General features: G+C 56.0%; 15 protein-coding genes and 2 pseudogenes. 9 read left to right on the top strand and 8 right to left on the bottom strand.

Going from position 1 to position 20,245, the window contains the following annotated elements; all coding sequences use genetic code 11:
• Positions 1-9: 9 nt before the first annotated feature.
• Positions 10-1,578: an ABC transporter substrate-binding protein gene (locus tag C480_RS20055; RefSeq protein ID WP_241433896.1), complete on the bottom strand. Its 1,569-nt coding sequence runs from the start codon at positions 1,576-1,578 to the stop codon at positions 10-12.
• Between the two features lie 381 nt (positions 1,579-1,959).
• Here C480_RS20055 and C480_RS20050 point away from each other — a divergent pair, with 381 nt between their 5' ends.
• The gene (locus C480_RS20050) at positions 1,960-3,063 is read left to right on the top strand and encodes a tyrosine-type recombinase/integrase (RefSeq protein WP_006667485.1); all 1,104 of its coding nucleotides are present in this window, start codon (positions 1,960-1,962) and stop codon (positions 3,061-3,063) included.
• A 122-nt stretch (positions 3,064-3,185) separates the two neighbouring features.
• Here the strand turns inward: C480_RS20050 and C480_RS20045 are convergent.
• Positions 3,186-3,954, bottom strand: a pseudogene (locus C480_RS20045) (IS6 family transposase).
• A gap of 208 nt (positions 3,955-4,162) precedes the next feature.
• Entirely contained in the window at positions 4,163-5,323 is a 1,161-nt protein-coding gene (locus C480_RS20040) for a CBM35 domain-containing protein (RefSeq protein ID WP_241433895.1), read from the bottom strand.
• Positions 5,324-6,165: 842 nt separating this feature from the next.
• On the opposite strand from C480_RS20040, the pseudogene C480_RS24855 reads away from it, so the two are divergent.
• A pseudogene (locus tag C480_RS24855) lies at positions 6,166-6,363 on the top strand (mannonate dehydratase); the annotation flags it as partial.
• 100 nt (positions 6,364-6,463) lie between these two features.
• On the top strand, positions 6,464-7,018 hold the full coding sequence (locus tag C480_RS24115; RefSeq protein WP_006667481.1) for a mannonate dehydratase: 555 nt from the start codon (positions 6,464-6,466) through the stop codon (positions 7,016-7,018).
• On the opposite strand, the gene C480_RS20030 is transcribed toward C480_RS24115, so the two are convergent.
• From C480_RS20030 to C480_RS20015, 4 genes are all read right to left on the bottom strand, one after another.
• Positions 6,975-9,494 (bottom strand): beta-mannosidase, encoded by a 2,520-nt coding sequence (locus C480_RS20030; RefSeq protein ID WP_006667480.1) that lies wholly within the window; start codon positions 9,492-9,494, stop codon positions 6,975-6,977. The two genes, C480_RS24115 and C480_RS20030, sit on opposite strands and share 44 nt — an antisense overlap.
• 144 nt (positions 9,495-9,638) lie before the next feature.
• Entirely contained in the window at positions 9,639-10,097 is a 459-nt protein-coding gene (locus C480_RS20025) for a universal stress protein (RefSeq protein WP_083873449.1), read from the bottom strand.
• A 419-nt stretch (positions 10,098-10,516) separates the two neighbouring features.
• Entirely contained in the window at positions 10,517-11,311 is a 795-nt protein-coding gene (locus C480_RS20020; protein WP_006667478.1) for an IclR family transcriptional regulator, read from the bottom strand.
• 97 nt (positions 11,312-11,408) lie between these two features.
• The gene (locus C480_RS20015) at positions 11,409-12,482 is read right to left on the bottom strand and encodes a Gfo/Idh/MocA family protein (protein WP_006667477.1); all 1,074 of its coding nucleotides are present in this window, start codon (positions 12,480-12,482) and stop codon (positions 11,409-11,411) included.
• A gap of 495 nt (positions 12,483-12,977) precedes the next feature.
• Here C480_RS20015 and C480_RS20010 point away from each other — a divergent pair, with 495 nt between their 5' ends.
• The 6 genes from C480_RS20010 to C480_RS19985 all read left to right on the top strand — a co-directional run bounded on the left by C480_RS20010 (position 12,978) and on the right by C480_RS19985 (position 19,290).
• Complete coding sequence (locus C480_RS20010) at positions 12,978-14,738, top strand: ABC transporter substrate-binding protein (RefSeq protein WP_241433894.1); 1,761 nt, start codon at positions 12,978-12,980, stop codon at positions 14,736-14,738.
• 68 nt (positions 14,739-14,806) lie between these two features.
• On the top strand, positions 14,807-15,805 hold the full coding sequence (locus C480_RS20005) for an ABC transporter permease (protein ID WP_006667475.1): 999 nt from the start codon (positions 14,807-14,809) through the stop codon (positions 15,803-15,805).
• A complete protein-coding gene (locus C480_RS20000) occupies positions 15,792-16,820 on the top strand; it encodes an ABC transporter permease (protein ID WP_006667474.1) in 1,029 nt (342 codons plus the stop codon). Before C480_RS20005 ends, C480_RS20000 begins: the two co-directional genes overlap by 14 nt.
• On the top strand, positions 16,820-17,893 hold the full coding sequence (locus C480_RS24700; protein WP_006667473.1) for an ABC transporter ATP-binding protein: 1,074 nt from the start codon (positions 16,820-16,822) through the stop codon (positions 17,891-17,893). Before C480_RS20000 ends, C480_RS24700 begins: the two co-directional genes overlap by 1 nt.
• Positions 17,890-18,936 (top strand): ABC transporter ATP-binding protein, encoded by a 1,047-nt coding sequence (locus C480_RS24695; RefSeq protein ID WP_006667472.1) that lies wholly within the window; start codon positions 17,890-17,892, stop codon positions 18,934-18,936. The genes C480_RS24700 and C480_RS24695 overlap by 4 nt, the downstream gene beginning before the upstream one ends.
• A gap of 120 nt (positions 18,937-19,056) precedes the next feature.
• Positions 19,057-19,290 (top strand): hypothetical protein, encoded by a 234-nt coding sequence (locus tag C480_RS19985; protein ID WP_006667471.1) that lies wholly within the window; start codon positions 19,057-19,059, stop codon positions 19,288-19,290.
• A 101-nt stretch (positions 19,291-19,391) separates the two neighbouring features.
• On the opposite strand, the gene C480_RS19980 is transcribed toward C480_RS19985, so the two are convergent.
• Entirely contained in the window at positions 19,392-20,123 is a 732-nt protein-coding gene (locus tag C480_RS19980; protein WP_006667470.1) for a sugar phosphate isomerase/epimerase family protein, read from the bottom strand.
• Between the last annotated feature and the right edge of the window lie 122 nt (positions 20,124-20,245).

Raw genomic sequence — 20,245 nt, 5'->3', positions numbered from 1 at the left:
TTACACGGATCATCGGTCGGTTGAGCGTACTCTCTCCAGGTGGTCGTGTCCTAACATCGGGTGGCGCTCCCAGCCCTCGATCCGCGCCGCGTTCGCTCCGAGGTTCTCCATGTGGAACGGAATTACGTACGGGCCCGCTTCGTACATGAGTTCCTGTACTCGTTCGTACAATTCGCTTCGCTCATCCTCGTCCGTCGTTCGTCGGGCCCGTTCGATCAATTCGTCCTTTTCTTCGTTTTCCCACCTGTTCTCGTCCCACCAGGATCCTTCCGACCAGATCAAGTTACTCAACAGGTGGTCTTCGTTCAGATACGTCCCGTAGTGGACCGAATACGTCGGTTTCTCTCCCCAGATCTCCGTCTCGAAGATATCGTAACTCACCTGCTCGAGTTCCATTTCGACGCCGATTTCGCCGAACTGTTCCTGAAACAGAAGCGCCGCGTTCAGCTGTTCCGGAGGCTCCGTCGGCGTGTAAAACGTGATACCGAAGTCTTCGGTTAGGTGGAATCCGTCCGGATAGCCCGCTTCGGCGAGGAGTTCCCGCGCTCGCTCGAGATCCTGCGATCGATCCGGAAGTTCCGCGTAGAACGGAAACAGCGGTGCGAGTACCGAGTCCTGCCCGATCGTCCCGTATCCTTGAAGGACGCTTTCGACGAACTCCTCCCTGTTTACCGCGTGTTTCATCGCCTGCCGCACCCGGACATCGTCCCACGGTTCGTGGTCGGTGTTCATGACGAACGCGACGAAGTTACCCGCGGTCACACGCTGTGGTTCGACGTGGGAGATCGACTCGAGGCGAGCGAACTGCGCGGTATCCGTTCGGTGTATCACGTCGATCTCTCGGTTTTGGAGGCGCGTGACTTCCGTCCCGGCATCTGGAACATGACTGAGCACGAGTTCGTCCGCGTAGGGGAGCGCGTTTCCGTCCTCGTCCGTCAGATAAAACTCCGGATTTCGACGCAGCGTAATCTCGTCGTTGCCGGGGAACGAGTCCAGAACGAATGGTCCGCTACCGTACGCTTCGGTTTGGAGCGACTTGAGGTCTCCCTCGAGGATTTCTTTCGGAACGATTGACGCCCAAGCAAGCGCTTGATAGCGAGGAAAGTCTGGGTTCGAACGATCGAGTTCGAACTCGACGGTGAACTCGTCGATGCGGTTGATGTCGACTATCCCACCGAGATTGCCCGTCCCCGGATAGCCGCCTTCGACGATCGTCCTGTACGTGTGAACGACATCTTCGGCAGTAACGGACTCACCGCTGTAGTGGAACGTAGCGTCATCGCGAATGGTGACTACCCAGCGGGTGAGGTCGTCGTTTTGCTCCTCCCACCCCGTTGCGAGATCGTCCTCGCGTTCCATGTCGTAAGTGATCCGAGAGAGTTGCGAGTACAGCATTCGGATCGGAACGAAGTTCGCGTATTTCGATGGCGTTTGGATCGGACTGATATTCGTGATGCTCCGTGGAACCGTCATCTCGAGTGCGCCGCTGTCAGCTTGGCCGGTGCAACCGGCCACACTCGCTGCAACGCCTCCGCTCAGCGCTTGCAGCAACCGTCGTCGTCTGAGGGTCGAATCCATACCGGCTGATTACTCCCCATATTATTCCTAGTTATGGTGCAACCGTCGAAAACCCGGACCTCGAGTGCCGGTTGGCGTCTCCAGGTTTGGATGTCTTATCGCCAACTCGGGGAGAATCGGCTGTAGTGAGCTAGATTATTAGTAGACCCGTGATCCGCTGTGAACTCGTTACCGGACTCTGCTTTGCATCATAGTCTCCGGCCAGCAGATTCTATATCGCGTAATGTGATTTATCTCCAATCTAGTTAGCGTGAGATGCCCGGTATCTGTCTCCTCATGGGTTGTATCTTCGATATCATGGATTGGGGAGGTACACTGCACATTAGACCAATAATGTGCGGTAGTATTTTGAACCTTGATGCCCTCTACGAAGCTACGTCGATGGCAGATAGCAATTACAGTTCAGATGAGAAAATTCCGCTCGAAGACGCCACGGACGAGTTCATTACGGAGAAACAAGGGAACTACAGCCAGAATCTCGAGTACATCCTCGAAATGTGGATCGATTGGTGTGCGGACCGAAACGTGACGACGATCACAGATATTACGGCACTGACAATGCGCCATTACGCCTCGTCTCTCAAACGCCGGGCCCGCAGCGACAACGGGATCGCTGCGTCGACAGCTCGCACCTACTACAACTACATCTCGGCTTTCCTCTCGTGGGCTGTGGAAGTCGAATACCGTGTCGAAAATCCCGCAGAGAAACGGAAAGCAACGAAACTGCTGCCGAACTCGCGAACCAATAGCGGGGACCAACAGTTCTGGTCGCCCGAGCAACGACAGGCAATTACCGAGTTCACCGATAAGCGTGCACGCGAGGCGATTGAGGCTGACAACACTGACCCGTTCGAGCCAGTACGGAATCGAGCTATCGTCCATGTCCTCGCCTACACCGGCGTTCGGGGTTCCGAAGTTTTCGCAGACTATCGCGACGAGCGCCGGAACGGGCTTCGATGGGGCGACGTGGATCTCGAAAACAGTGTCATCACGGTTCTTGGTAAGAGCCAGAACCCGCACGAAGAGGTTGGGCTCCCGGGCCAGACTATCCAACCGTTGCGACGACTTCGAACACTTGTCGATCCGCCGACCGATTCGTGGCCCGTGTTCCCCTCTCGTCATCCGCCGTCATTGTACAGTCGGATTGAGGACGCGGGATACGACAAACCAGATGGCGACACGTGGGATTTCATGCTCGAGAAAAGCATCCAACCGCCGCCGATGAGTACCTCGGGTGCTCGAACATTGTTGAAACGTCTTTCGAAAGAGGTGGCGGTGCCAGGCTTAGATCTGGAGGATGGTGACTATCTCACGCTGCACGGTGCTCGCCGTGGCGTCGGCGAGAAACTCTATCGTGAGCGCGGGGCCGCTGCAGCACAACGGACGTTGCGTCACGCTGACCCGCAGACGACTTCTGAAATGTATTCGCATATCGAAGCGAGTGAGCTAGCTGCAGACAATACGGAAGTGTTTGACACAGAATAATGGCTCTGTTGAAATCCTCTTCTTTAGAGGCTTATTCGCGTGAATCTACTGATTACTACACGTGCGAAGTGACCGCAGGAGCTTTTACCAGTTCAGAGAGGTGTTCTTGTGGTCGGCACTGTCTAGTTCTGCACCTCCTCGACTGGCACGTTTCCATCGAGAGCTTGATGCGGTCTTTGGTGGTTGTAGTAATGCACGAACTGTTCAAGCCACTCGCGGACGCTCGCCCGACTGCCCACCCATGAATTATGGAAGCGGTCGATACGCATTTTGAGGGTGTGAAACCACTTTTCGATGAGGTTTCGGTCGGTGTAGTTGACCCGACCGCTCAGTCCGACTCGAGCGAGGGCAGTCCGATAGCCAAATTGATCGACGAGAAACTCAGTCTCGGAGAGGTCGTGTTTCTCGCGAAGTNCTCAGTCCGACTCGAGCGAGGGCAGTCCGATAGCCAAATTGATCGACGAGAAACTCAGTCTCGGAGAGGTCGTGTTTCTCGCGAAGTTTCTGCAGAAACGCAGCCGCCGGATCAGTGCCATGTCGACTAAACAATGCAACGGCAAGAATCACCTTTGTCTCAATGTCTATTGCAGCGTATAGCCAAGACCACTCGCCGTTGATCTTGACAGCAGTTTCGTCGACAGCGACCCGCGACGACAATGCCGTCGGCGGGTCGCGTCCGCTGTCAGCCAGCCGATGAACCCAGTTCCAGACCGCTCCGTGATAGCGTTCAACGTCTAATTCAGCGAGAATCGTTGTTGTCTCCCGAAGCGAACAACCGATCTGATGGAGGCGGACGGCGAACGCCCTGCCAGGCGTCGCCGTCCGCTCGTTCTCCCAAGATTCTTCTAAATCCATCTCATAGCTCTCGCTGCGCAGGTCTGCGAGCATCAACCAACTCAACAGTACGACCTGCTCACGTCTCAAACTGGCTCAACTAGGCAGTGCCTCTAATTCGTGTTCTAGGCCCGACCGGCAATCACAAGCAAAATACTACTCGGCAAGATTTTCCCTAGTTCGATAGCTGAGACCGTTTCTTTTGAAATCAAAAGCCTACGATCTCTCCACGTCGTGTTATTCGGATACTCAACGAGTTCTGTTTTCACTTGACGATGATTGCGTCGATATCGTAGTACCCCCACCCTTTCTCTATCGTGATCTCGTTGTACCCCTCGACGAACTGGTATGTTCCTGCGTCCGTCTGTTGAAACGAGGTCGAGTACGGGAGCAGCGCTTGTCCAACGGACTGGCTGTTAATGTACAGATTGCACTCCTTGTCGTCATAGGGAGCAGCGTACCGAATTTTGACGGTTCGTTCGCCGCTGGTCACCGCATCGAAGTTCACCGTGACGGAGTCGCCTGAACTGTCAAAGCCCGTAACGTATGCGTCGCCCCAGTAGTCCGTCCGACTCGTTGCCGTCGAAACGCCATCGAGCGAATAATACTCGGCGTTCAGGTACTGAGTCGTTGTCTCCCCTCCTCCGTCACCAGAGCCCCCGCCGCTCAGCTTATTGTACACGGTATCAAAATACGAAGTCTTTGAGTAGGATGTTGCACTGCAATCGTCGCCCCAGAACGGCGAGATCATGTTCATGGGGTCGGATTCGCCGTCACCGTTCCAAGCCCAACCGAGTACTGGCCAGCCCAGTTCCTTCGCGTGATCGACGACTGCTGACCAATCCGTCCGGTCGTCCGGTCCAAGCGGGCCGAACTCTCCGACCAGACACGGATAGGGTTGGTTCGAGTTCAGATAGTCGAGGTGAGATTCCTTCAGCGGCTCTCCCGCGTACTCGTTCCATGCCTTCGCGTACACGTGAACAGAGAACGCAATGTTGTCGTCACCGATGTAACCGACGCTGTCAGCAGCAATCTGTGGTTCCTGCCCGTATCCGGGTACGTCACAGATCACGGTTCCGTCGTAGTTGCTGTCGCGCAGTTTACTGAGCGCGCTATCGTACGCACTGCCGTACTCAGATACTGATACCTCGTGTGTCCCCCACTCGTTGTGGAGATTGATCGTGAATGAGGAGTTCTGCGAAAGGTAGTCGTAATTTTCCACCCACCAGTTCGCTGCATCTTGCAAGTCCTGTGGGTCCCCAGATCCGTTTGACGGCCAGTGGTGATAGGTCGCGATGACCTGGTATCCATTGGCGTTCGCCTCATCGATCCACCGCCGAATGTCTGAGAGAGTCGCGCTTGTCTCACCGCCAGTCGGCGGTTCGATTTCGATGCGGACGGTTTCGATATCAGGATATTCGTTCATTAGATCCCATCCCAGATCCTGCTCGCCGCTGCAGTAGTAGGCGGGTTGGAGATTAACACCGTCGCCGAACGACGCTCCAGTCGCAGTTGTCGTCGAACTACTCGCCAGTACGCCAATACCCATCGTAGTCCCTATCGCAGAGGACTTGAGTACGTCACGTCGTTTGTACATTTCCAGACTCCGACCAGTAATGGAAGAACAATAATATTGAATCTTTGTGTTAAACTCAGTTTCTGAGGAGTCCCAAAGCCAGCCGCTGTCGGTACTTTCGCAAAATCCATCTATCCAGTTGACACGCTATTACGGTGTAGAGCCACTAACAGAAACACACGGACCGAAAATCGACCGACGAACATCCTGCTGGGGTAGAGTTGTGCGAGTTCATACCATGGGACAATATGGTTCCGAGCCATCGAAAAACGGATAGTGGCAAAGCGGAACAGAAGGCCAGTCCCGAGGACGGCGGCCACGATCAGCACACGAACTCAGCTAGCAGCCAAACGCATTTCTGCCGGAGATTTCGTGTGCAACTCGCTCTCGTTCTCCGACCGACACCCGATGAACGATGGGAGAAAGCAAAGGGCTATGGTGAATCGCTAGACGCCGGCGACTTTCGACTCTATATCAGTGGCTCGATGCGCTACTCTTGGATGATTCTGGCTTCAATTTCCACCGAATCTCTGCTGGCGAAACGATTAGACTCTGTCGCAGTGCCGCAATGTAGGCCCAACCCAACGCCCTATGGCGATTCACCAGAGCCAAGCAAAGCAAATCGAGTCGACCACGCCGTGTATCACTCGCTCGAACTCGGCGACGGTCGGTGATCGTCAGAAGACGACGAACTGCTCCGCATCGTCAACAAGTCTCGTGACCACGGGATCGAACCCGCCGCGTTCGAGAGAAGCCTCCCGCTAATCGATACTACGCGCCTTGCGAAGGACGGTCGAGACGACGAAATCGACGAGTTTTGCCAATTGCTGCGGAATCTCGGTGAACTCGATATCGATGTCGTGTATTACGACTGGATGGCAGGACTACGGTGGGTTCGGACCTCCGTCACGGCGCCAAGCAGAGGTAATTCACTCACCACCTCGTACAGACCTGCCTGCCACAGCACGCTCGACGACGGCCGACGAACGCTTGGCAAATCTGGACTACTTCCTCGAGCGTGTCGTTCCGGTCGCCGAGGAAGCGGGCATCAAACTTGGACTGCACCCCGACGATTCCCTCACCAGAGACAGTCGCGGGATGCCGCGCATTATCAACTCTCCGGGGGCGTACGAGTGCGTTCTCGATATTTCCGACTCGCAGTACAACGGTATCACGTTCTGCCACGGCAACTTCTCGGCGATGGATGTCGACGTGCCGGCGACAATCCGCCGGTTTACTGACCGAATCAACTTCGTCCACTTCCGCGATGTTGCAGGCACTCCCGACAACTTCACCGAGACTTGGCACGACGACGGGCCAACTGACATGGCTGCCGCGATCGAGGCGTACCGTGACATTGGGTTCGATGAATCGGGACGATTGTACGACCGTTATCGGACAGCAGTCGTCTACGTTGGGCCGATCGAGAACGACTCGCTTCGGTCGTCGAAGGTTCCACCGGGGTGGACTTGGTTCGGGCTCGTCCCCAAGGTGCTGTTCATTAGTACGTTTTTCGGAGATGGGTCAACGACAGAGTTTGGGTGAGTCTCTGTTCAAGATCGTCGGATGACTCCGTCGCGTCGAACGCGACCGTTCGCTCCTCATTGGGCCGCAGGTGGAAGTAGTTGTCTGAGAATCGGCCGGCGATCGGAACGTCAAGCGTGACGAACAGCGCGGCAGCGTCCGTCTCAATCGTCACCTCGTTCTCGTTGATGGAGGTGGCGAGGTTCGGTTCTGGAAGGTCAAGTTGCTTGTACTCCTCAAAGAACTCGAACGCTGGATATGTCTCGTCACTCCCGTCGAATGTGACACTGAGGAACGCTTCTTCTCGAGGAATACCGTCGATCAACTGATCTGCATCGATAGTTGCCACGCAATCGCTTCCGAGCCCTTCGACAGAGACGCTCTCGTCGACCTTGCCAACGAGTTCTCCGTCGAAAGAAGAGGCCTCGATGGTGACTGTCCCGGTGAGGGGATCGCGTTCGTCGTTCGTAAGCCAGATTTCGACACCATCGTCACTCGTGGTCGTGGTTGTCGAGAGGAGGACCGGCGCGTAGATGCGACGGCTGATATGCTGGAGCGCCTTCCAATCGCCGCCGTATTCGATGGACGACCACGACGCGCAGGGCCAGAGGTCGTTCAACTGCCAGTACAACGTGCCCATGCAATTTGGCTTTAGTCGCCGCCAGTGTTCGATAGCAACTTTCATTGCGAGAGCTTGCTGCACCTGACTGAGGTAGACGAAGTCCTCAAAACTAAACGGGATACGGAACGATGAGGCCATTCGTTGGAGTATCGTTCGATTGCCGTCCTCGTTTCGCTGGTGATGCTCCATCAACGGCGCGGTCGGGTTAAGCTCCTCGTCCGGGAGCACGGCTGAGAGAGCGTCAACCGAGGGGAACGACTGGTATCCGAACTCCGAGACGAACCGCGGTTCGACCGTTTCGTACTCGTCGAAGTCCGCGCCATCGTGCCAGACATTCCAGTAATGGATATCGCCTTTATCCGTCTGATAGGGATCTTGCATCCCGGTCCCACTCGACGGCGATCCCGGCCAGTACGTTCGGGTCGCGTCCTCCTCGGTGACGGCATCGCCAATCACGTCGTAAAACAGCGTCTCGTAGTTCCGCTTTAACTGTTCCAGTTCGTCGGCATCATCGAACCAGCTTTCGAGGCCCATTTCGACCTCGTTGTTTCCACACCAGAGCGCGATCGACGGATGGTCCGCTAACCGACGAACCTGATACCGGACTTCTGCCTCGACGGACTCCAGATACGTTTCGTCGCTGGGATACAGTGCACAGGCGAACATGAAGTCCTGCCAGACGAGTAGTCCGCGTTCGTCACAGGCCTCGTAGAAACCGTCGCGCTCGTAGTACCCGCCGCCCCAGACGCGAATCATATTCATGTTGGCGTCGGCGGCGCTGTCCAGTAACGAATCGTATCGATCGCGCGTGACCCGCCCATACAGTGCGTCGGACGGAATCCAGTTGGCTCCCTTTGCGAACACCGGTACTCCGTTGACCTCGAACTGGAACGACTCGCCGCCACCCTCCCGATCCGGTTCGCGAACGAGTTCAAGCTCTCGGAATCCGAGGCGGGTAGTGGTTTCATGTGAGGGGGCGTCCGTCGTTACACCGCCGTCGGCTGTCATCGTGTCCATGTCCTCCGGTACCAGTTCGGGGTCTGCGTCGATAGCGACGGTGAGATCGTATAGCGGCTGGTCGCCGTACCCGTTCGGCCACCAGAGATCGGGGTCGGGAACGTTGAAAGAGATCGGTACCTCGGTGTGCCCCTCGGGTACATCGACGACTTCGCGTGTCGCCGCACCTGCAACCTCGGCAGTGAGAATCACTTTGTCGTCGGACGGGGCATCGAGACCGACGGTCACGTTGAGGTCAACTCCCTCGACATCGTGATCTTGTGCGGTCTTCGTGTACTCGATTCGCGGTTCGGAGTACGCCAAGAGTTCAATATCTCGCCAGATACCGACCGTCGGAAGACACGGCCCCCAGTCCCAGCCGTAGTGGCACTGGGCTTTCCGGATGAAGTTTCGCCCCGGCTGGTCGATCGGATACCGAAGTGTTGGGACCCGGTATTCGTGGTTCGTCGAGCGGCGAGTGCTGTACTCGATAGGCGAATCGAACGCGATCGCTATCTGATTCTCTCCTGGAGTGAGGACGTCGTCGACATCGAACTCGTATTTGCGGTGCATGTTAGCGGCTTCACCCACGATCTCACCGTTGATACGTACCGTCGCGACGGTGTCGAGGCCTGCACAGCGCAAGCGTATACGATCCTCGTCGAGGAAGTCATCGTCCAGTGTCACAGTGCGCCGATAGACCCAGTCGGATTTCCCAACCCACTGAAGGTCGAGTTCGTTGTCAGCGTAGTACGGATCTGGGATTTCACCTGCATTGAAGAGGTCCGTGTAGACTCCGCCGGGAACCGATGCATCGAACCAGCGATCGGTCTTCGACTGACGGAACTTCCAACTACCGTTGAGCGACTCTACCCGCATACCCTGACTGTATCAGCAGAGCATAATAACGCTATCGGTCCCTATAATGGGTTCACGGCGCTTTTCTCGTGAATAATCGATGGGAGAAGCGGGAGTAAGTTTCTATGGCACACGTATCCGACGAGACGGTACTGATCTAGTCGGTTAGTCAAGGGCCACTGTCACAGGGCCGGGGAACTCGAGAAGGAGTTGCTGTGTCCGATCTCCGAAGATTGCTTTACCGGTTGGGGAGCGCTGGTTCCCGCACGTGAACAGGTGGTCGCATCCGGTTTTCCGGGTGGTTTGGAGGACTGTCTCGACGTGTTCGTCTTCCGACGCGACACTGACCCGGTACGTAATTTCCAAGTCCGCGTCGTCAATACTATCGGCGACTATTGACTGAACGGAACGCCGCTCAGCATCGAGGACGTTGCTCTCATCGTAGTGGGTGTCTTCAATGTCGCCGATCGCTTCGAGAGTTTCGACGTCCGCTGCAAATGACTCCGGGCGAATAACGGACAAGACGACCAATCCACAATCGCTACCGCGAGCAGTCGCAGCTGCTTCGGCAAGTAGTTTGTGCCCCATCTCGGTATCGTCTGCAATGACTAGTCCACGTTGCATACGCGGACCCACGGACTTATTCTACAAGAATCTACTGTCGCGACCGGAGAGGCTGTGATCGAAGGCAACAGCGCAATTGTTTGATAGACGGAAACAAAAATGGATCATCTCTACTATCCGATTGGTGAACAGCTCGAAGGGTCACTGATACACGCAAATTGGTTCTGAGAAGCTTTGATGAACTACTTGAACCGTGGCCGGTCCAGACGGAACTGCCACGAGTTACTTTTCACCTCGTTCTTTGTTCACGATCATCAAACAAATTGGTCTTGCCATCGCGGTTGTTCGATGGATGTTGGGATCTGACTCGAACGAGACACGGTGCAGTAGGTGGGGTTGTACTCACACGTACTCAGCGGGAGTGAGATTACAATTGTACTTTTGTAACGCCCAGTTCCTTAAACGGGACTCCGACGGCCTTAGAGAACGTCCGTCCACTCCGAATACGTAGTGTTGATTTCGACGACACCAGCGACGTTCTGGAGTTGATTCGGTATGTCAGTACGAAACCGTTCTTCGTCCATTCGGTCGATCGGTGCGGAGACGCTGAGCGCGCCGAACAGTTCTCTTTCTTCGGTGCTGATAGCGGAGGCTACGCATCGATATCCCTCATATCGTTCCTCATCGTCAAACGCCACTCCTCGGTCTTGGATTTTGTCAAGTTCCTCTCGTAGCTTGTCGGCGTCAGTGATCGTGTTTTCGGTGTACGGAGTGATGGAGACCGAATCGAGGTACGAATCAAGTTCCTCCTCCGAGAGTTCAGCGAGGAATACTTTGCCGGCCGCAGTACAGTAGAGTGCCTCGATACTACCCACGTGCGTTATCGGTTCCGTAACGTGGTTGCCAGTCGCTTGATAGAGCGTAATGCCGGACCCGTTACGTTCGACGATGAGGCGCGCCTGTTCGCCGGTTTCCTGTGCGAGTTTATCGACATCATCCTTTCCGAGATGATACAGTTGCTCGCGCTCGCGGACCTGACCGCCGAGCGTGAGAAACCGCAGACTAAGCTGATACTCCCCGTCGACTTTCTCGAGATAATCTTGTTTGACCAGCGTCGTCACGTAGTGATGGACCGTACTTTTGGAGCGATCGAGTTCGTTCGCTATCTCCGTGACACCCGCCCGTTCCTTTCGGCGAATGACTTCGACGACAGCCAGTGCTGACTCGACAGACTGGATCGTCTTTCCGCGACCCCCTGGGGTTTCCTCTGGCATACTCGCTACCAATATCTACGGATAGTTAAACATGCGCACCTGTAGATTAGGAGCGGATCCGATGTGAAATCGGCGGTAGGGTAACGAGTACAGAACGTTACTGACTCGCTCGATAGATCCGGTCGATGGCACGCTGCACATCGAGCGCCTGTTCTACGTTCGTCATCTTCGGCCGCTTGCCGGATTGGACCGCATCAAGAAACGTCTCCAACTCGTCCCGGTACGGATCGTTTGACGAGACGATAATTTCGCTGTTGACGAAATGGTTACGGCGTCCAGATCGCGCTTCGTACAGTTGGAGGTCGTTTCGCTGATCGATATCCGGTTCGACTTCCTGGAGCGTGTTCGTAATATCGATTGTCATGCCCGCTTCTGTACCCCGAAGCCGATAACTGTGCGTTGAGGCCATATTTGCTGCCCACGCGACTTGGATATTCGCGGTCATACCGGAGTCGAACTCACAGAACGCTGTTACGGAGTCTTCGACATCGTACATCTTGCCGCGGTCGTCTTCGCCCCACATGTGCAGGTACGTGTAGTCATCGTGCTGGCCGAAGTCCGACCGTGACGCTGCCATTGCGTCGGTGATCGTCGGCCAGTCTGTCCAGAAGAAAAGCAAGTCGAGGACGTGTGCGCCGACATCGATTAATGCACCACCGCCAGCGATGTCTTGTGATGTGTACCACGTACCCCGCCCAGGAACACCGCGCCGTCGAATGAACTGGGCGTCAATGTGCGTAATCTCGCCCAGATATCCGTCTTCGACGTACGATTTGACAACCTGACATGCGTTCCGGTAGCGGTGGTGAAAGCCGACCATGCAGACATTACTGGTTCGGTTCGCCGCGTCGGCGATACGCTCTGCGCTTGCTAACGTGTGTGCAAGTGGCTTCTCGAGAAGAACATTGTGATCTGCTTCAAGTGCATCGACCGCCGCCGTTTCGTGGAACTTGTTCGGTGTCGAGATAATGACGGCATCTAAATCTTGCGCATATAGTTCGTCGAGACTTTCGAAGGTTGTTGCGTTGTACCGTTCCCGAAATTCCCGCCGCGCTGTCGTGTTGGCATCTACTCCGTACACTTTGTGTCCGAGTTCTCTGAGTCGCTCCACATGATTCGTCCCGTGTGCTCCGAGTCCGACGATGCCGACCGTCAGTGCCGTGGATTCCATGTTATATCCACCCACACTCAGTCGGTAAATCAATTGTGGTTGCTGGATTTCTCTCATCGTTGCTCCTCTGTCATATTCCCGATTTCTGACGGGCATACGACTGTAAACCAATCGTCTGACGTCATCAGACGTTTCACTTGGTCAAACATCGACGACATCGACAGTACTCGATGCGAGACAACCAGTAGACCGATCAGAGGGGGAGAGTAGATGAGCTATCATAGTACACAGGTTTTGCGGCATTGTCTGATGCGGTCTATCGACGAAGCGTTTGACACTGTGAAACAAAACCACTGTTCGAATTGATAGAAACAGCCTGGCTGCGGGCAACCGAATGTTGCCCGCTCTCTGTCCACCGAACCGCTATCGTGGCCTTGATCACCGTAGTCAGCGCGCGTTCAAACATCGAATAGCTGTTCCGTGTTCTCAATATGTATAAATAACGGATGATATGCCAGGCTTTATAACCCCTGACTTACACTCACATGATGGACAATGGCGGACAATAATCGTAATTATCACAGCCACATCGATCGCCGGGCATTCCTCGAAGTTGCCGGCGCGTCGGGTGCAGTTGCGTTTGCGGGCTGTATGGGCGGCAATGCGACTGATGGCACCCATATTAGCTACACGAACCAGGTGCCGACGAAGATTCAGTACAATCCGAATAATCCAACGAGCTATTCGCAGTACTCACACTACCTCCTCTTCGATCGATTTGCGAACTACAACTTTGCAAAGGGCGAGTTCGTTCCGTATCTCATCCAGAATTGGGAACTCGTCGACGAGACGTTCGAGATGACCGTCCGTGACGGTGTTACCTGGGAGGACGGGGACGATGTTACGGCCGAAGACGTCGCGACGCAGCTACGCATCGCGATGCTGAGCGGGGGGCCGATTGACGAGTTCACAGACAGTATCGAGGCGACGGACGACCGAACCGTCGTGCTCAATCTCAGCGGCGATGTTAATCCGCAGATCGTCGAGTTCGAGACGCTCGGACAGCGGTTTATGACCCTGAAGGAGAGCGAATTCGGGGAGTACGTCGACCAGTTCGAAGACGATCCTGAGCAGGCCCAAAGCGACATCCAGGGATATGCCTATCAGGATGTCATTGCCAACGGGCCGTTCACGATCGCAGAGCGGAGCAATCAACAGATCCTCCTCGAAAAACGGGAGGACCATCCCGATGCGGACAATATCAACTTCGACCGGATAGCGTTTCGCTACCTCGACGGTAATACGGCCGTCCACCAGTCGATCAACGCGAACGAACTCGACTCGGTGATGGTGTTTGCGCCGCCGAACGTCGTGAGCGATTTTCCCGACCATATCCAGATGGAGACGATTCCGGGGAACGTCGGGTACGGACTAGTCCCGCAACACGATCACGAACACGCCGGAGACAGGGCAGTTCGCCGGGCGATCGCGCACGTGCTAGATCGGGAGACCATTGTCAAGAACGTCGGTGAGACGTTGAAGAAGGCGCCGCCGCTGCCCGTTGGAATTCCCGCCGACGATCAGGAGCGCTGGCTCGGCGACGCCTACGACTCGTTCGAGGACTACGGCGTGAACGAACGACAGACCGACGAGGCAGACCAGCTCCTTGGAGATGCGGGATATTCGAAAGACGGCGATACATGGGTCGACAGTAGCGGGGCCGTCGTTGAACTACCTATCGTTGTTCCGTCCGGGTGGTCCGACTGGGTCACTGCAACGGAGACCGTCGTCGATCAACTCAACGACTTCGGGTTCGAGTCCGAGATCGACTCACGGAACTTCAGTGCGCTAAACGGGACGGTGTGGCCAAACGGAGACTTCGTTCTCTCGGCTGGCGGGTGGCTTCCGGGCGGCGGACGTGCGTCCTTCCCGTACTTTTCCCTTCATCACCAACTCGTAGAACACTATCGCGGGTTCACGTACAACTATACGCCCGCTAATGAAAACCGGGGTGGGACCAACGGCGACGTTACCGTTCCATCCCGAACCGGCTCGGGATCGATGACGATCAATCCGAGTGATCGACTACGGGAACTGTCCGATACATCTGATGAGGAGATAACTCGCGAGATCTCGATCGAACAGGCGTGGGTGACCAACGTGGATCTGCCCGTAATCCCCGTTATGGAAAAACAAGAGCAGGCGTTTCTCGCCACCGATGAGTGGTCCGTTCCTGAACAAGGTGCTGATGTCTCACAGGTTCGGTGGCCACATCTGTGGCTCATCCGGCAGGGAGAACTGCAGTATACCGGATAACGCCGCAGCACAACGCACGTAGACACATCATCAAAAAACCTATAACACAGAACTACACAAACCACTCCATGAACAACTATTATATTAAACGAACCGGGCGTGCAGTCCTCACCTTGTGGGTGACTGTGACGCTCACGTTCGGGTTGATTCGGGCGATCCCCGGCGGCCCCCTAGAAATGCTTCGGGCGCGATTAGTCCGACAGGGAGTCGATCCGTCACGAATCGACGCGATTATTCAATCACGACAACAGGAAAGTCAACCGATCTACGTCGAGTATTACGAGTACATGTCGTCGCTCCTGTCCGGAAATCTGGGGGAGTCGTTTTACTTCAGAGAGCCGGTCTCTGATATCATCATTGATGCGCTTCCGTGGACGGTCTTCGTCATGGTGACGGCGACGATAATCCTGTTCGCTATCGCCGTTGTCTGGGGTGCACTCATCGCGTACAAGGAGGGATCCACGTTCGATACGGCCTCGAGCGGTCTCTCGATCTTGTTGTCATCAGTTCCCTTCTACGTGCTCGGAATCCTCTTCGTGGTCGTGTTCTCCTACAAGTTTGGCGTATTCCCGGCCCGATACCGGACGAGTCCGGGCATCTCTCCCGAGTTATCGTTCCTATTCATCCAGGACGCGTTATACCATGCGGCGCTCCCAATCGCATCGGTCGTGATCACTCAGGTTGGCCTGCAGACGCTCGCAATGCGCGGTAACAGCATTCAGGTTCTCGGCGAGGATTTCGTGAGGGTCGCACGACTGCGAGGGCTCTCGGATCGCCGGATCGCGACACGCTATGTCGGACGGAACGCTATTTTGCCGATGTACACCGGTTTCCTGACGCTTATCGGATTCAATCTCGGTGGATCAGTGATCCTCGAAGAGATATTCACCTACACCGGGATCGGATACTATATGTTCGAAGCGCTCATCAACCGAGATTATCCGCTCATGATGGGAATCTTCCTCGTCATCACGACAGCACTCGTACTGTCGGTGTATATAGCTGACTTGACATACGGGCTCATCGATCCCCGAGTCAAATCGGGTGATTCCAATGAAGCATACTGAATCCGATACCGGATCGGAACGAGAGTTCTCGTTCGGCGCCGCCCAGTCCGAAGTCGAGGTTACAACGGCGGATCGACTCCGCGAGTTCTATCGCGAGTTCATCTACAAACCGGGACTGGTCGCGTGGGAAGACCGGCGGACGCGAATCGGCGCGATCATCATGGGTATCTACGTCTTCATCGGCACCATCGGCGCGTGGCTCTATCGCGAACCGAGTACGAATCAATCGCCACGTAGCCTGCGACCGTTCGAGACCCTGGAGGCCCCGCTCGGTACGACGGGGTCCGGGCAGGACGTTCTCGCGATGGTGATTCATGCGACACCCGAGATGCTTATCATGATTCTGTCCGGCGGTATCTTCGCGACCGGGCTCGCCGTCCTGATCGGGACGGTTGCCGGCTACAAAGGAGGGACGACGGATCGCGTCCTGACGACGTTCTCCGACGTGATGATGTCGATCCCCGGACTCCCGCTCATCATGGTACTGGCGGTCGTGGTGTCTCCGGAGCGTGCCGCCGTGATCGGTATCCTCATCACGATCAACTACTGGGCGGGGCTTGCTCGCTCCATTCGTTCGCAGGTGCTAGCGATCCGGGAACACTCCTACGTCGAAGCGTCGCGGACGATGAACGTGAGTACGCCACGGATCCTGCTCAAGGACATCATTCCGAACATGATGCCGTACGTGCTCGTCAACTTCGCTAACGCCGCACGGTACGTCGTCTTCGCGTCCGTCGGGCTGTACTACCTGGGTATCCTCCCGACGTCAGTGGCGAACTGGGGGATTCAACTGGATAACGCCTACAGTCAGGCTGGTGCGCTCAGCGGCGGCGGCACGATGTACCAGCTGGTCGTGCCGATGATTGCGATTATGTTTCTTGCACTCGGTCTCATCCTGCTCGCGCAGGGGATGGATCGAGTCTTCAATCCGCGCGTTCGGACCCGCCTCGCCGGAGAGTCAGGATCGGAGACGGACGACGAAGACACTGCTGCGCCCACCGAGGTGATGACCTGATGGCGATCGACCAGACGACCGACAGACGGGTGTACAGCGCCGACGATCCGATCATCGAGATCCGCAACGCGGCCGTGACCTACGACGAGGGCAGGTCGTACGTCCTCGATCACGTATCCCTCGAACTCGAACGCGGTGAGATACTGGGCGTCGTCGGTGAAAGCGGCTCCGGAAAATCGATGCTCGCTTCCTCATTGCTCGATGCGGTCCCCTCCCCCGGACACCTAACAGGAGAAATAACGTATCGTCCCGACGGGAAGGCACCGATCAACATTCTGGAACTCGAGAAAGCCGACCGTCGCTCGCTGCGCTGGGAAGACATCTCGATGGTATTCCAGGGAGCGATGAACTCGTTCAACCCGACGCTGGACCTCCGAACGCACTTCGAGGAAACGCTACGTGCCCACGACGCCGATATCAAGAAGGGTCTCGGACGGGCCGAGGAACTGCTTGAAGATCTGTATCTCGAACCCGACCGCATTCTCGACTCCTATCCCCACGAACTCTCCGGTGGCATGCAACAGCGCGCCCTGATCGCGCTCAGCCTAGTCCTTGACCCCGACGTGCTGGTGATGGACGAACCGACGGCGGCGCTCGATCTCCTGATGCAGCGGTCCATTCTGCTATTGCTCTCGGACTTACAGGAGAAGTACAACCTGACGATGGTATTCATTACACACGACTTGCCGCTCGTTGCTGCATTGGCAGACCGAATGGCAATCATGTACGCGTTTCGGCTCGTTGAAATAGGAGACACGCGAGACATCGTCGAGAACGCAGCTCACCCGTACACGCGTGCGCTTCTCAACTCGACGCCGAATCTCGATGCACCGCTATCGGAAATGCAGCCAATCGACGGCCAGAGCCCCGCTCCGATCAACATGCCCACCGGTTGTGCGTACCACCCACGGTGTCCGCTCGCGACCGAGGAGTGTCGGACCGAGGTGCCGGATTATCACGAGGTTGAAACAGATCACGGCTCGGCTTGCTACCACTGGCAAGCATCGTACGACGAAGTCCCGCTCCTCCACGAGAACTCGCCTGGTGACACTACGGGAGGTGTAGATGAATGAGCGACAATCCGCTCATCTCCCTCGAAGACATCGAGGTACACTTCACCAACGAGAATCTGCTGAATTTCGACGAACCTGAGACGGTCCATGCGGTCGACGGCGTCTCGCTCGATATCGAAGAGAACGATATCGTCTCGCTCGTCGGAGAGAGTGGCTGTGGAAAGACGACGCTCGGAAAGACGGCAATTGGACTCCAGCGGCCTACCGGCGGATCGGTAACGTACCGAGGCGAGGATATCTGGGCCGTTCGCGACGGCACCGCAACAACCGAGACGGAGTGGGAAGATATCCGCACGTCGCTCCAGATCATCCACCAGGATCCCGGCGCATCGCTCAACCCCAATCGACGGATCGTTTCGATCCTCTCCGAGCCGTTGCGTCAGGTCAATCCCGAACTCAGCCGTTCGGAGAAGCGAAGCCGAATCTATTCTCTGTTAGAGCGCGTTGGAATGAATCCTCCCCAAGACTTCGCGGAGCGATACCCACACCAGCTATCGGGCGGCGAACAACAGCGTGTCGCGCTGTGTCGCGCACTGTTGATGAACCCCGACGTTATCCTCGCTGACGAGGCGATCAGCGCCCTGGATGTCTCCCTGCGGGTCGAAATGATGGACCTCATGCTCGATCTGCAAGACGAGTTCGATACCTCCTACATTTTCATCTCACACGACCTTTCGAACGCACGGTATTTCTCCGGACACGGCGGCGGGAAAATCGGCGTGATGTATCTCGGTGAACTCGTCGAGGTCGGGCCTGCCGAGGACATGATCAACGACCCACAACACCCCTACACGAACGTATTACGCTGGGCGACGCCCGACCTAGCACTGCGCGGAACTGGCGAGCCACCCATGCGGAAGATCGACGTCCCCGATCCGGTGGATCCACCAAGCGGCTGTCGGTTCCACACGCGCTGTCCGAAAGCAACCGAGGCCTGCCGTCAGGAAACTCCATCCGACTACCAACACGGGGAGCAGACGGTCGCCTGTTTCCGCGAAGACGAGAACCACGAGTACTGGGACAGCCCCGAACTCACTGACTAATTTCGAACTGTCCCCTCTTTCCTCGCTATTACGCTGTCTGTCTGGGTGTGAGTATCCGTTCATCGAATGACCAGGACACGGTGAAAAAGCTTATTCAGGTAACGGACGCAGGTAACTCACATGTCTTGGAAGGGATCGTTTTGGGCGCTCGTCCGTGACTACCAGACGCAATTAGGGATGCTCTGGCTATTCCTCGTATTCATGCTGGTGCTTACGGTTATCACGCTTCTATTCGGCGAGCGTGGCACCGAGTCGTACACGCTCGCGGTGATTAACCTCGCAATTGTACTGGGCTTCGGGTCGATAGTTAGTGCTGTGTTCTGGATGAGTATCCGCCACGGGAGATCTCATTAAACTGAACTGAGACAAAGATCGTTACGGCTGTTCGATCCAGCAAGTCGCTTTGTGGTTACTGTTAACAGGCGTCTCTCGAGAAGGTGGTTTCCGTCTCGACACTACCAGTATTCGGTAACGATGTCCGCGGCATGGTCGAGCGTTTCATAGGAACCAGGCCGTTCTTCGGCCTCGTAGACGAGCCACTCGAAGTCCTGATCTCTAACCAACTCCACGGTTGCCTCGATGTCCAAGTCACCCTCACCGACCTCGACCGTCTCGCCCGCAGCGGCGTCGTAATCTTTCAGATGTACGAGATCGATCCGATCGGCATGTGTTTCGAGGAACGAAAGTGGCTCGTAGCCCGCTGCGCCGGCCCACCCAAGATCCAGTTGAAGACCCACATCGTCCGTCGTATCGAGCAGGTACTCCAGCGCGGGACCGCCGTCTAGGTCGATGAACTCCTGATCATGATTGTGATAGTGTAGATCAAGTCCGTAGTTCGCCAGTAACGTGGCGGCATCCGCGAGTCGTCCGGCCGTTTCCGTGACGGCCTCTCGAGAGGCGAAGTGCTCTGGATCGAGCCACGGGACGGCGACGGACTCACAGCCGAGATCACGATACGTCTCAGCGATGCCTTCTGCGTCAGCTTCGATTTCGTTGAGACCAACATGAGCGCCTGCTGGGGCTACCTCACTTTGATCCAGCGCAGCATCCACCGACGTGACATCAGCATCGTCGAGACCAGCGAACTCGACGCCTTCGAACCCCGTTTCGCCGACGCGTTCGATTACGGTCGGGAGCGACTCATCGACTGCGTGTAAGCTATACAGCTGGAATCCGATCGATGTCATACTCCTTGGATACCGATGATAGCACTGTAAGTGTGCACCAATAGTCAAAGGTTGCCCTTTCCATCCCCGAGGTGCCGCTATTGTGAACTCCCGTACGAGGGAATTCCGATACAGCGTTTCCC

This window comes from Natrialba aegyptia DSM 13077, from assembly GCF_000337535.1.
GTDB lineage: Archaea > Halobacteriota > Halobacteria > Halobacteriales > Natrialbaceae > Natrialba > Natrialba aegyptia.
Note: the sequence above shows the minus strand (reverse complement) of the source record. Positions and strands in the feature narration are given on the sequence as shown.

Coding starts and splice junctions, on each gene's coding strand:
- C480_RS19985 (WP_006667471.1), top strand. CDS start 19,057: ATGTCTTGGAAGGGATCGTTTTGGGCGCTCGTCCGTGACTACCAGACG.
- C480_RS24700 (WP_006667473.1), top strand. CDS start 16,820: ATGGCGATCGACCAGACGACCGACAGACGGGTGTACAGCGCCGACGAT.
- C480_RS24695 (WP_006667472.1), top strand. CDS start 17,890: ATGAGCGACAATCCGCTCATCTCCCTCGAAGACATCGAGGTACACTTC.
- C480_RS20005 (WP_006667475.1), top strand. CDS start 14,807: ATGAACAACTATTATATTAAACGAACCGGGCGTGCAGTCCTCACCTTG.
- C480_RS20055 (WP_241433896.1), bottom strand. CDS start 1,578: ATGGATTCGACCCTCAGACGACGACGGTTGCTGCAAGCGCTGAGCGGA.
- C480_RS20010 (WP_241433894.1), top strand. CDS start 12,978: ATGGCGGACAATAATCGTAATTATCACAGCCACATCGATCGCCGGGCA.
- C480_RS20000 (WP_006667474.1), top strand. CDS start 15,792: ATGAAGCATACTGAATCCGATACCGGATCGGAACGAGAGTTCTCGTTC.
- C480_RS19980 (WP_006667470.1), bottom strand. CDS start 20,123: ATGACATCGATCGGATTCCAGCTGTATAGCTTACACGCAGTCGATGAG.
- C480_RS20015 (WP_006667477.1), bottom strand. CDS start 12,482: ATGGAATCCACGGCACTGACGGTCGGCATCGTCGGACTCGGAGCACAC.
- C480_RS20040 (WP_241433895.1), bottom strand. CDS start 5,323: ATGAACGAATATCCTGATATCGAAACCGTCCGCATCGAAATCGAACCG.
- C480_RS20020 (WP_006667478.1), bottom strand. CDS start 11,311: ATGCCAGAGGAAACCCCAGGGGGTCGCGGAAAGACGATCCAGTCTGTC.
- C480_RS20030 (WP_006667480.1), bottom strand. CDS start 9,494: ATGCGGGTAGAGTCGCTCAACGGTAGTTGGAAGTTCCGTCAGTCGAAG.
- C480_RS20050 (WP_006667485.1), top strand. CDS start 1,960: ATGGCAGATAGCAATTACAGTTCAGATGAGAAAATTCCGCTCGAAGAC.
- C480_RS20025 (WP_083873449.1), bottom strand. CDS start 10,097: ATGCAACGTGGACTAGTCATTGCAGACGATACCGAGATGGGGCACAAA.